The organism is Telluria sp. AIW5 (genome assembly GCF_056680575.1).
In genome coordinates this window covers 4,068,913-4,081,554 of sequence record NZ_CM155289.1, presented here as the reverse complement: position 1 = coordinate 4,081,554, position 12,642 = coordinate 4,068,913, and the positions used below count along the sequence as shown (strand labels likewise).

At 67.2% G+C, this 12,642-nt stretch carries 7 protein-coding genes; 3 read left to right on the top strand and 4 right to left on the bottom strand.

Annotated features, from left to right (window positions below):
• Positions 1–18: 18 nt before the first annotated feature.
• The 3 genes from AC1MEM_RS18085 to AC1MEM_RS18075 all read left to right on the top strand — a co-directional run bounded on the left by AC1MEM_RS18085 (position 19) and on the right by AC1MEM_RS18075 (position 2,530).
• Positions 19–1,182: an alpha/beta fold hydrolase gene (locus AC1MEM_RS18085; RefSeq protein ID WP_499472805.1), complete on the top strand. Its 1,164-nt coding sequence runs from the start codon at positions 19–21 to the stop codon at positions 1,180–1,182.
• Positions 1,183–1,247: 65 nt separating this feature from the next.
• The gene (dcd, locus tag AC1MEM_RS18080; protein ID WP_499472803.1) at positions 1,248–1,814 is read left to right on the top strand and encodes a dCTP deaminase; all 567 of its coding nucleotides are present in this window, start codon (positions 1,248–1,250) and stop codon (positions 1,812–1,814) included.
• Positions 1,815–1,870: 56 nt separating this feature from the next.
• Complete coding sequence (locus AC1MEM_RS18075) at positions 1,871–2,530, top strand: cation efflux transmembrane domain-containing protein (RefSeq protein ID WP_499472801.1); 660 nt, start codon at positions 1,871–1,873, stop codon at positions 2,528–2,530.
• 275 nt (positions 2,531–2,805) lie between these two features.
• Here AC1MEM_RS18075 and AC1MEM_RS18070 read toward each other — a convergent pair whose 3' ends face one another.
• The 4 genes from AC1MEM_RS18070 to proA all read right to left on the bottom strand — a co-directional run bounded on the left by AC1MEM_RS18070 (position 2,806) and on the right by proA (position 12,628).
• Positions 2,806–5,061: an Orn/Lys/Arg family decarboxylase gene (locus AC1MEM_RS18070; RefSeq protein WP_499472799.1), complete on the bottom strand. Its 2,256-nt coding sequence runs from the start codon at positions 5,059–5,061 to the stop codon at positions 2,806–2,808.
• 234 nt (positions 5,062–5,295) lie between these two features.
• Positions 5,296–5,790 carry a dihydrofolate reductase gene (locus AC1MEM_RS18065; protein WP_499472797.1) on the bottom strand — a complete coding sequence of 165 codons (495 nt, stop codon included), beginning with the start codon at positions 5,788–5,790 and terminating at the stop codon, positions 5,296–5,298.
• Between the two features lie 142 nt (positions 5,791–5,932).
• On the bottom strand, positions 5,933–6,631 hold the full coding sequence (locus tag AC1MEM_RS18060) for an MOSC domain-containing protein (protein ID WP_499472795.1): 699 nt from the start codon (positions 6,629–6,631) through the stop codon (positions 5,933–5,935).
• Between the two features lie 12 nt (positions 6,632–6,643).
• Positions 6,644–12,628, bottom strand: coding sequence for an anti-phage protein ProA (gene proA / locus AC1MEM_RS18055; RefSeq protein WP_499477690.1), 5,985 nt, complete (start codon positions 12,626–12,628; stop codon positions 6,644–6,646).
• Positions 12,629–12,642 lie beyond the last annotated feature (14 nt).

The window sequence follows — 12,642 nt, the reverse complement described above, 5'->3', positions numbered from 1 at the left end:
GAGGGGCGCAAGCCGCACGTGCACTTCGAGGTCTACCCGACGCCGGCGGCGGCCACGGGTGCAGCGAACCGGGTGAAAACCTCGCAGTTCACCTTCCCGCTGTCCACGCTGAACGAGGTCTGCACGGCGACCGGCTACAGCGCCAGCGCCGGCAACCTGGCGCGCATCAGCTATGCGACCGACAGTGTCTTCGGCGACGGCACGCTGCTGGCAGATGGCGAGCATGAGCGGCGACATGGTCACCGGCTACGTGGCCGACCTGGCTGTAGGTGTTTCCCTCTAAAGGAAGTTCGGGCGCGCGTCGGCGGCATTACAATCGACTCTCTTTCGACCGACCCCGCGCGCTTCATGACCAAGCCCCTGCTGCATTTTTGCCACGGTAACAGCTTCCCCTCGGGGACCTACCGCCAGCTGCTCGACGGCCTCGCCGTGCATTACGAGGTCGGCATGACGGACATGGTCGGCCACGACCCGCGCTATCCGGTGGACGACAACTGGAGCCGGCTGGTGGACGAGTTGATCGCCGATATCGAGGGCCACGGCCGGCCCGCGATCCTGGTCGGCCATTCGCTCGGCGGCATGCTCAGCGCGATGGCGGCCGCGCGCCGCCCGGACCTGGCGCGCTGCGTCGTGATGCTCGATTCGCCGGTGGTCGCGGGCTGGCGCGCGCTGGCCTGGCGCCTCGTCAAACTGCTGGGGAAGGGCACGCGCTTTTCGCCGGCGCGCTTTTCCGAACGGCGCCGCAATGTCTGGCCCGACCGCGCCGCGGCGCGCGCCCACTTCCTGTCGAAGGATATTTTCAAAGCCTGGGCGCCGGGCGTGATCGACGACTACCTCGACGTCGGCCTCAAACCGCATCCCGAGGGCGTCCAGTTGCGCTTCGACCGTGCCGTCGAAACGGCCATCTACAATTCGCTGCCGCATCACCTGGGCGAGCTGATCGCCAGCGACTTTCCGGTGCCGGTCGGTTTTATTGGCGCCACGCGTTCGGAAGAGTTGCGCCAGGCGGGGCTGTCCTCGACGCGCAAACTGGTGGGCGACAATTTCGTGATGACCGAGGGCAGCCACCTGTACCCGATGGAAGATCCTGCACGGGCTGCGCAACTGACCTATGAGATGATCGTGCGCCTGCTCGGAGTAGGGCTTGGCGAAGATGCAAGGCTGGCAGAACGGCAAGCCTGAGGACGACCGGCCGGCGCTTTTCGCGTAAAATCGCGGGATTCCAAGCAATCCTGAAAGAACCCAGCATGGCAATCAAGAGCGACAAATGGATCCGCCGCATGGCGGAAGAGACCGGCATGATCGAGCCCTTCGCGCCAGGCCAGGTCCGCGAAGAAGAGGGCCGCCGCATCATTTCCTACGGCACCTCATCGTACGGCTACGACATCCGCTGCGCCGACGAATTCAAGATTTTCACGAACATCAACAGCACCATCGTCGACCCGAAGAATTTCGATTCGAACTCCTTTGTCGACGTGAAAAGCGACGTCTGCATCATCCCGCCGAACTCGTTCGCGCTGGCGCGCACCATCGAATACTTCCGCATCCCGCGCAATGTGCTGACCGTCTGCCTCGGCAAGTCGACCTATGCGCGCTGCGGCATCATCGTCAACGTCACGCCCTTCGAACCGGAATGGGAGGGTTACGTGACGCTGGAGTTCTCGAACACGACGCCACTGCCGGCCAAGATCTACGCCGGCGAGGGCTGCGCGCAAGTGCTGTTCTTCGAATCCGACGAAGTGTGCGAGACTTCGTACAAGGACCGCGGCGGCAAGTACCAGGGCCAGCGCGGCGTGACGCTGCCGAAAACCTGATACGGTTTCAGGAGGCAGGCCTCCATATTTGTATCATTTCTGGCGGGAGGTCTTGCATGGCCGATTGCTGCAGCGGCGGCTGTTCCGCCGACAAACCGCCGGTCGACCCGCGCTACCGGCGCGTGCTCTGGATCGCGCTGGTCGTCAACGTGCTGATGTTCGGCGTCGAGATCGTCGGCGGCTGGGCGGCGGGCTCGGTCGCGCTGCTGGCCGACGCGGTCGACTTCTTCGGCGACGCGGCCAATTACGGCATCTCTTTATTCGTACTCGGTCTCGCGCCCATCTGGCGTTCGCGTACCGCGCTCGTCAAAGGCGCGACGATGGGCGCGTATGGCGTGTTCGTGATCGGTGCCGCCCTCGCGCACCTCGCGGCCGGCACCGTGCCCGCCGCGCAGACGATGGGTGCGATCGGCGTCGCGGCGCTCCTTGCGAACGGGCTGGTGGCGCTGCTGCTGTTCGCCTTCCGCAATGGCGACGCCAACATGCGCTCGGTCTGGCTGTGCACGCGCAACGACATGATCGGCAATCTCGCCGTGCTGCTGGCCGCGCTCGGCGTGTGGCAGGCGGGGAGCGGATTGCCCGACCTGTTCATGGCCAGCGTGATGGGCGTGCTCGGCCTGACGGCAGCGCGCAGCGTGATCGTGCAGGCGCGCGGGGAGATGGAGGCGCGGGCGCTTGCGATGCCAGCGCCGATTGTCGAGTTAAAACGGCGATAACGAAAAAAGAGGAGCCAGCGGCTAATGCCGTTCAGTTAACCGCGGCTCAGCTGGCTCTGGGCCAGCTAACGCGCGGGCATGCCCGCCCTACGGTGCGCCACCGTCGTCGTTTTTGGTCGAGGCCGCCGTGTAACGTAGGGCGGGCATGCCCGCGCGTCGACGTCGAGAGCAGCGCTCCATCTACAACAAAGGCCGCCCCGATGTGCATCGAAGCGGCCTTCTTGACTGAACGGAATGAGCCAAGGGCTCCTCTTTTCACATCGGCACAGCGCCCATCAATCCTGGCGTACGCAATCGACGAAGTAATCGCGCTTGCCATCCACTTCGCGTTTGACGAGGCCATGGACGTCAGTCTCGAAGCCCGGGAACTTCTCGTTGAAGTCGCGCGCGAAGCGCAGGTAATCGACGATGATCTTGTTGAAGCGCTCGCCCGGAATCAGCAGCGGAATGCCCGGCGGGTACGGCGTCAGCAGGATCGCGGTGGTGCGGCCTTCCAGGTCTTCGATCGCGACGCGCTCGATGTCGCGGCGCGCCATTTTCGCGAATGCGTCCGACGGCTTCATCGCCGGCACCATGTCCGACAAATACATCTCGGTCGTCAGGCGCGCGACGTCGTACTGCTTGTAGAAGGTGTGGATCTGCGTGCACAGGTCGCGCAGGCCGCTGCTCTCGTAACGCGGATTGGCGGCGGCGAACTTCGGCATCACGCGCCACATCGGCTGGTTGCGGTCGTAGTCGTCCTTGAACTGCTGCAAGGCGGTGACCAGCGTGTTCCAGCGGCCCTTGGTGATACCGATCGTGAACATGATGAAGAACGAATACAGGCCGCACTTCTCGATGATGACGCCGTGTTCGGCCAAGTACTTGGTCACGATCGAGGCCGGGATGCCGGTCTCGCCGAACTGGCCGTCGAGCGACAGGCCCGGCGTCACGACGGTCGCCTTGATCGGGTCGAGCATGTTGAAGCCCGGGGCCAGGTTGCCGAAGCCGTGCCAGTCGTCCTCGGCGCGGATCATCCAGTCGTCCTGGCTGCCGATGCCTTCCTCGCACAGCTTGTCCGGGCCCCAGACCTTGAACCACCAGTCCTGGCCGAATTCCGCGTCGACCTTCTTCATCGCGCGGCGGAAGTCGAGCGCTTCCAGGATCGATTCCTCGACCAGCGCGGTACCGCCCGGCGCTTCCATCATGGCGGCGGCCACGTCGCAGGAAGCGATGATCGAGTACTGCGGCGAGGTCGAGGTGTGCATCAGGAAGGCTTCGTTGAAGGCGTCCTGGTCGAGCTTGACCGACTCCGATTCGCGCACCAGCACCTGCGATGCCTGCGACAGGCCGGCCAGCAGTTTGTGCGTCGACTGGGTCGAGAAGATCATCGACTGCTTGGCGCGCGGGCGGTCGCGGCCGATCGCGTGCATGTTCTTGTAGAAGTCGTGGAAGGTCGCGTGCGGCAGCCAGGCTTCGTCGAAGTGCAGGGTCTCGATCTTCCCGTCCAACATTTCGCGCAGGGTCTCGACGTTGTACACCACGCCGTCGTAGGTCGACTGGGTGATGGTGAGGATGCGCGGCTTCTTGTCGAGCGCTTCGCGCGCGAACGGATTGGCCTCGATCTTGCGGGCGATCGATTCTTCCGTGAATTCTTCGAGCGGGATCGGGCCGATGATGCCGAGGTTGTTCCGGGTCGGCATCAGGAACACGGGGATCGCGCCGCACATGATGATCGAGTGCAGGATCGACTTGTGGCAGTTGCGGTCGACGACGACGATGTCGCCCGGCGCGACGGTGCTGTGCCAGACCATCTTGTTCGAGGTCGAGGTGCCGTTGGTGACGAAATAGCAGTGGTCGGCGCCGTAGATGCGCGCGGCGTTGCGCTCGGATTTCGCGACGGGACCGGTGTGGTCCAGCAGCTGGCCCAGTTCCTCGACCGCGTTGCAGACGTCGGCGCGCAGCATGTTCTCGCCGAAGAACTGGTGGAACATCTGGCCGACCGGGCTCTTCAAAAAGGCGACGCCGCCCGAGTGGCCCGGGCAGTGCCAGGAATAGGAGCCGTCGTAGGCGTAATTCACCAGCGCGCGGAAGAAGGGCGGCGCCAGCGAATCGAGATAGGCCTTCGCTTCGCGGATGATGTGGCGCGCGACGAATTCCGGCGTGTCCTCGAACATGTGGATGAAGCCGTGCAGCTCCTTCAGGATGTCGTTCGGGATGTGGCGGCTGGTGCGGGTCTCGCCGTAAATATAGATCGGGATGTTCGAATTCTTGTGGCGGATTTCTTCCACGAAGGCGCGCAGGCGGGTCAGCGCGGTATCGGTCTCTTCGACGGAACCGCCGCCGAATTCCTCATCGTCGATCGACAGCACAAAGGCCGAGGCGCGCGACTGCTGCTGCGCGAACGACGACATGTCGCCGTAGCTGGTCAGGCCCAGTACCTCCATGCCTTCCTTTTCCATCGCGGCGGCGAGGGCGCGGATGCCCAGGCCCGAGGTGTTCTCGGACCGGAAATCCTCGTCAATAATGATGATGGGGAAACGAAATTTCATTGACTGCTCCAATGCGAAGCGCCGTGGGGGCCGGACCGCGCAGGTTGCGCGGCCCGCCGCGCACGGCACCGAAAATAAGAAGCGGATTTTCGCAGAAAATCCGCTGCCCGGTGTAGGTTTTTTTACTGGCTCATCGACTAGATTAGCGGGATGCGGCCAGCCATGGCGCACATCAGTGCGCCAGGCGCGATCGGACCGGCCTGCCGCAGGCCGCTAGCGCCCCGGACGTGGCGCTCAGGCGGCGCTATCCCGGCGTTCCCAGGTCACGAAAGCGTAGTCGTAGCCGTTGGCGTCCGAGTGATGGGTTTCGCGCGCGGTCTCGACCCAGGCGGCCGGGTCGATCGGCGGGAAGAAGGTATCGCAGGCGAAGGTATGGTCGATCTCGGTGACGATCATGCGGTCGGCAATGGCCATCGACTCCGTGAACACCTGGGCGCCGCCGATGATGCTGGCCGGCGCGTCGCCCGCGAGTGCGATCGCGGCCTCGAGCGAGGTCACGGCGTCGACGCCTGCGTGGCGCCACTCCGCATTGCGCGTGACGACGATATTGCGCCGGCCCGGCAGCGGGCGGCCGATCGAATCGAAGGTCTTGCGGCCCATGATGATCGGCTGGCCGAGGGTCACGCGCTTGAAGTGCGCGAGGTCTTCCGGCAGGTGCCAGGGCAGCTTGTTGTCGATGCCGATGCCGCGCTGCGCGTCGACCGCCACGACCAGGGTCAGGCGGCTCACCGGGCATCCCCTGTGTGGCGGAAAAAGGCGGGGGAAAGCAGGCGCATGTCGGTAGTCCTTATCGATTGACCGGGTGGGGAGGCCAGATGGTGTCGCGTGCAGGACGGCGTGTCAAGCCTCGTGTGGGCTGCGGCGGCCATGTTCAGGAATCCTCGAACAGGCGCTCGCCCTGCCAACGCGGCAGCGCCGGCGCCGAGCGCGCCGGCACCGCCCTGGCCGCGTACCGCGGGCCGAGCCGGGCAAGCAGGCGTGGAAAAGCGCGGCAATAGCTGGACTGGATGCCGGCCAGGCGCGCGAGGTGAGCGTATTCGATCACCGCCTCGGCCGGAACGGCATCGAGCACGCGCCGCACGCGTTCGCGCCAGTCATCAAGCCAGGGACGTGCAAGGACGCCGAGGTCGCGCACACGGTCGCCGCGCCGGATCGTGCCGCCGGCGAGCACCCGCGCCAGCATGCCGCGGCGTGCGCCGATGCGCCCCGACAGGCCCGGGACGATGGCGTCGAGCTGGCCGCAGGCTTCGCACTGGAACATCATCCTGAGCCGCACGTCGCCGCCAATCTGCAGGACGGTCCCCGAACCGAGACAGGAAGTATCGATATCGAGCATCAGGTTTTCGCGCAGCGCATGCGGAGGAAGGGCGAAGTCGTCGTACGCCGAGGCGCTTGCCAGCAGCAGCTGGCGCGGCGAGAGCGCGTCGGCGTGCACGTCGCCATCGATGCCGACGCCGGCGCGCACGGCAAAACGCTCGCACGCCGCCGGCGGCACAGCGCGCGCTGTGCGCGATGCCAGTGCAAGCACAGTACCGATGTCGATGTCGATGTCGATGTCGATGGCGGCCACCCGCACGCCGCCTTACCGCTTCAGGCTGCGTACGAGCCCGTCCTCGACGCCGACCCGGCTTGCCGCCGGCTCGGCCAGCAGCGCGCGTCCGATGCGTTCTTCCGCATCCGCCGTCGTACGGCTGATGCCGAACAGCCGGCATACCGCCCGCGCCAGGCCTTCCTGGCTCGTCGCGCCTTGCTGGGCGAGGACGTACGATGCGGCATTGCCGAGTTCCTCGAGGGCGATATCGTCGATACCGCGACGCGACTCCGCGTCCGCGTTCGGGACGCGCAGGCCCTCCCAGTTTGCCGGGACGACGCCCTCGGGCCAGTAGACCACGGTCCCATCGTTCGCAGCGACAGGAGCGTGGGGCACGAGGCGCGCCAGGTGTTCCTCGGCGCGGCGGGTGAGGCGCGCCACGCCCCAGGCACGTGCGACGCGCCTGAAGAGCACAGCTTGCGTGACCGGGCCCTCGGTGCGGATCACGTTCGCCAGCTGCGCGCGCAGCAGCGGAATCGAGGCGCGTTCATAAAACAGGTCGGCATCGCCACCGTCGATTGCGGTGACGAGATAAGGGGCCAGGCCAGGAGTAGCCGCCGGATCGGCCGGCGCCGCCGCATCCGGAACGGACGCGGCCTCCGCGGCAGGCGCCTCGGCCGCGCTCTCCGGCTCCGGCACGGGTTCAGGCATGATCGCAGGCTCGGGCTCGAACACGGGTTCGCTTTCGATCGGCTCCTGCACCAGCGCTTCCAGGCGCGCAATCAAACGCCGCGCCGGCTCTTCCGGATTGATCCACCAGTCGGTCGACCAGATCCGGTGCAATTCCCAGCCCAGGCCTTCGAGCACGTGCTGGCGCAGGCGGTCGCGGTCGCGTGCCGTGGCCGCCGAGTGGTAGCTGGCGCCGTCGCATTCGACGCCGAGCAGGTAGCGGCCCGGCGCGCGCGGATCGACCACGCCGATATCGATCCTGAAGCCCGACACGCCCACTTGCGGGTGCGCTTCCCAGCCGCGTTCGCGCAGCAGCGCGATCACCTGGCGTTCGAAGGGGCTGTCCGGTTCGCGCCCGGTCGGGATGCGCTGCTCGACGAGCGCGCGCGGTCCGCGGATCGCGAACTCCAGGTAGTGTTTCAGGTCGCGCACGCCGCTGGCACGCACGCGCGACAGGTCGATCTGTTCCGGCATCAGCGTGCTGTAGACGACGACCTGCTGGCGTGCGCGCGAGACCGCCACGTTCAGGCGCCGGTGTCCGCCTTCCAGGTTCAGCGGCCCGAAGTTCAGGCTGACCTTGCCGGCGGCGTCGGGCCCGTAGGTGATCGAGAAAAAGATGATGTCGCGCTCGTCGCCCTGGACGTTTTCCAGGTTCTTGACGAACAGCGGCTCGGGGCCGGCCTGCGCCTGCGCCAGCGCCGCGTCCAGCTGGGGCAGGGCGCGCCGGCGCTCGTCGAGCAGGCGCTCGATCAGGGTTTGCTGCGCCTGGTTGAAGGTGACGACGCCGACCGTCTGGCGGCGCTTTGCCGGGTCCAGGTAATGGGCCTCGACGGCCTGCACGATCGCGTCGGCTTCGGCGCGGTTGGTGCGCGAGCCGCCGCGGTCGTACACGCCTTGCACGCGCTGGAAGCGCACGCCCGTGTCCGCGGTGTACGGCGACGGGAAGGTCACGAGCGCATTGTCGTAATAGGTGACGTTGCTGAAGGTAATCAGGCTTTCGTGGCGGCTGCGGTAATGCCAGTGCAGCGTCAATTGCGGCATGCCGATGCCGAGGCACTCGTCGAGGATGCTCGCCAAGTCCTGCAGTTCCTCTTCATTGTCGTCGCCGCCTTCATCGACCTTGCTGAAGAAGCTCGTCGGCGGCAGCTGCTTGGGGTCGCCCACGCAGACCAGCTGGCGGCCGCGGGCGATGGCGCCGACCGCGTCCCAGACCGGAATCTGCGAGGCTTCGTCGAAGATCACGACGTCGAACTGGGCGTGGCCGGCGTCGAGGTACTGGGCCACCGACAGTGGCGACATCAACAGGCAGGGTTTCAGGCGCGGCATCAGCGTCGGCAGGTTCTGCACCAGCTGGCGCACCGGCATGTGCCTGCGCTGCTTTTGCAGTTCGCGGCGCAGCTTGCCCATTTCGGAGTCGGCGCCGGGTGCGAGGGCGCTGCCCGCCGGGATCTGGCCGGCCAGTTTCGCCACCACGTATTGCTGGGTCAGCGCCTGGAAGCGCTCATCTGCCTGGCGGAATTCGCGTATCTTGCGTTCGTGGTCGGCACTCGAGAAGGAACACAGCACCGGTTCCGCGCCGATGGCTTCGCGCACCCACCAGTTGCGGTAGCTGAACTCGAAATAGTCGGCGACGTCTGCCAATGGCGTGTCGCCCGCCTCCAGCGCATCGACGATGCCCTGCAGGCCCTTGCCGATGGCGTCGTGGCGTGCGCGCTGCCACAGGCTCCAGGGCTGCAGCTGGCGCGCCGCCTGGCGCCAGCCGTGCAGCATCGCGCGCAGGCGGTCGAGGGCCGCGGGACTCGACGGGTCCGCGCCCGCCAGCGGCACGCCGCCTGCCAGCTGCCTTACCTCGTCGATGCCGTCGATGGCGGCGCGCCATGCGGCGCGATACGCGAGCAGGATGCGGCCATGGGCCATGTCGCCCGCGAGCAGTGCGCGCTGGCCGTCGACCAGGGCGCCCAGCTTTTCGCGCAGCACCCCGGTCAAGTCGGGTTCGCCGCCGCCCAGGCGCAGGACGGCCTGGGCGAAGCGCGCCGCCCACTGTTCGGCAGCCTCGACCCGGGCCCAGTCGGTCTTGTGGCCGGCGAAATCGTGCTGGAGCAGGGTTTCGGATTCCACTGCCATCGTGCCCAGCGCCCGGTCTTCGGCGTTGAGCGCAGCGAGGGTGTCGACCAGGCCCGCCATGTTCGCCTCGAACGGACGCTGTCCATCGCTGCGGTAAGCACCGAGGCGCTTCAGGACGGCGCGTTTGGCAAACCAGCTCTTTGGCCACCAGGCCTGGCTGGACGCCGCCCATTCCAGGCGCAGCGCCTGTGCGTCGAGTGTGGCCACATCCTCGCGCCAGCCGCCGCCGAGTGCATCCCAGGCTTGCGCGCGCGCCAGGCCGTGCCGGCGCACGAGCGACAAACGGGCGCGCGCCGACTCGTCGTGGGCGGCGCGTGCGACCCCCACCGGCACCGCGGGTGCGGCCAGCAAAATGTCCGCCAGCTCGTCCAGCACGGCCAGTTCGCCCAGGGAGAGGCTGCCATGGTCCAGGCCCAGCAAGCCGACATACTGTCCCGCCGCGTCCTGCAAGGCGGCAGCCTTTTCCGCCAGGCTGGCCGCCGCTTGCAGCAGCGACTGTTCCCAGCCCGGGGTCCAGTCACGGCGCGTTACCTGCGCCAGCGGGTGGTTGGACAAGCTGGTGAGCTGGCCCGCCAATGCGGCCATCTGGCGGCAAGCGGCGCGCAGGCCATCGAGTTCGGCCCGCGTATGCGCGTCGAGCCCGGCGAAATGCATGTGCGCCGGACGCCAGCCGGGGTGCGCGACCGTGGTGCCGATCGCGTCGTAGATGGTCAGCTCGTTGCGGTGCACCCGGTGCAGGGCTTCAGCGACGCCGTTCAGGTCCTGGCGCAGCGACCACAGGCGACCGGCTTCCAGTTCCCAGTCGCGCACGGTGCGCGTGCCCGCCGCCTCCAGGGCCGTACCGAGCTGCTTGAGCACGTCCGCCTTGCGCGCCTTGGCCGAATGCAGCTCGAGGCAGAAGGCGCCCAGGCCCAGTGAACCCAGGCGGCGGTGCACGACGTCGAGCGCCGCCATCTTTTCGGACACGAACAGCACGGTGCGCCCGGTCGCCAGCAGGTGGGTGATCAGGTTGGTGATGGTCTGGCTCTTGCCGGTGCCCGGCGGACCCTCGATCACGAGGTTCTTGCCGCCGCTGGCCACGCAAATGGCGCGCAGCTGCGAGGAGTCCGACAGCATGGGCGCGAACAGGTCGTGCGGCCGGTGGGTGTCGTCGAGCGTGCGCGGCTCGAAGCCGAGCGGCTCGTTGACGAAGGCCTTGCCCGGGTTGTTGATCAGGTGGGAGACCACGCTGTTTTCCTGCAGCTGGCGGTGGCGGTCCTGCAGGTCCTTCCACATCAGGTATTTGGTGAACGAGAAGATCCCGAGTTCCACCGTCTCCCTGACTTCCCATCCCTTCAGTTCGGCCACATGCAGGCGGAAGGTTTGCAGGATGGCCGCGACGTCGATCCCTTTTTCGTCGCTCGGGAGCAGGTCGAAGGCGGGCAGCTTCAGGTCGAAATCCTGGGCGAGCTTCTGGCGCAGGGTCGGATTCACCAGCGCCTCGTCGTCATGCCGCGTCAGGCGAAAGCCGCTGCGCACCGACTGGCGCGAGAGCGTCACGGGAACGAGCAGGATCGGCGCCAGGTGCGTCGCCTCGGCGTCCACGCTTTCCTGCCATTGCAGGAAACCGAAGGCGAGGAACAGGGTATTCGCTCCGCCTTCCTCCAGCCCGGTCGAGGCTGTGCGGAATACTTCGAGCAGCCGCGCGTCGAGCGCCTCGCTCGTGCTGTCGACGACAATCTCGCCGCGGCCGAGTGCATCGAGCGCGAGCGCGTCGAGCGGCGTCGCGCCATGGCGGGCGGTGTAAACGGCGGCGTCGCGCTTGTCCACTCCCGTCATCAGGGGCGGGGTGGCCCGGATCTTGAACTCCTTGCCCTCGGCCAGGCTGTCTTCGAAAGCGGCCAGGTCAGGACAAATCACGCGCAGCGTCGTCTTCGACGGTTTGAAGTTCAGCAGGCGGTTACGCAGCGTCAGGTCGAGCAGGCGGCTCTTCCACTTTGCCAGGCGGCCTTCCGGCGTGTCGGCCGCGAGTTCGCGCACGGGCAGCGCACCGGGGTCGAGCGGCGGCAGCGGCGGCATCTCTTCGATTCCCGGCGCGCCTGTGTCCAGCATCGGCAGGGCCGGCGCCTCCGAGGTCGAGCGCGAAGGGAGCGGGCGGACCTGGGCTTCGCGCGCGCGCCGCACGTCGATGGCGCAGCTGAACGCCATGTCGTCGGCGAGCTGGTCTTCACCCTGTTTGCAGGCGGCGCGCAGCGTGGTTGGGGCGCCGCCGGCGACAACGGTCGTCTCGAACACGATCAGTTCGCCGGACTTGACGCGCTTGCGCACGGACTGCACGTCGTCGACCAGCGCGGTGGGAAACGTCGCTTCGACCAGCCAGGCGCCGACCCAGGCGTGGCCTTCCTTGAGCAGCAGGACCGGGTTCAGGCCGGCCTGCTCGAGGCAGGCCGCGAACAGCATCACCAGGTCGAGGCAGGTGGCGACCCTGGTGTCCAGGATGCGCTCCGGCGTGCGGATTTTCTGCCCGTCGCTGCCGAACGAGGCCGGCGGGTTCGAATATTGCAGGCCTTCGGCGGCGATGGTGCTGTAGATGGCGGAGGCCTGCTTCCATGCGTGCTCGCGGTTCTTCGACTGGTAGCCGCTCATGGACAAGCCGGGGGCGCTCGCGCGCAGCAGGCTGGACGCCCTGGCGAGCAGGCGGTCGACGACCGGCGAATTGGGCATGCAGAAGGCGGCGAGCAACTCCGGCAGGGCCCGGGTTCCGGCCCACTGGTCGTAGGCCAGCACCTCGACCGGGTGGATCGCTTGCGCCACGGGTGCCCCGCCCACGGCCACGCTGACGGTGACTGCGCCGCGCTCGGACTCGTCGAGCGCCGCAAGGTGGCGGTGGTCGGGCTTCAGGTCGAGCGGCGCGATACGGCGCACTTCGCCCGGCGCGAGGCGCTCGAAATGCAGCCGCTCCCCGAGCGCGAAGGCCGGGGCACAGGCGATCACTACCTCGACGTCTTCGAGGGGCGCGTCGCCGGCGTTGGTGAGCGTGAGCGCGCGCAGGACCGGGAGGTTGTTCTGGATCGCCGCGTAGCCTGTCGTCGGGTCGGCATGGAGTTCGATATGCAGGGTAGATGGCAGGGTGGATGGCCGGGCGAGTTGCTGTGATGATGCGTCGGCAGGGTGGGGCAAGACTGGCTCCGCGAGCTGGTCCATGGTCATGGTGCGAT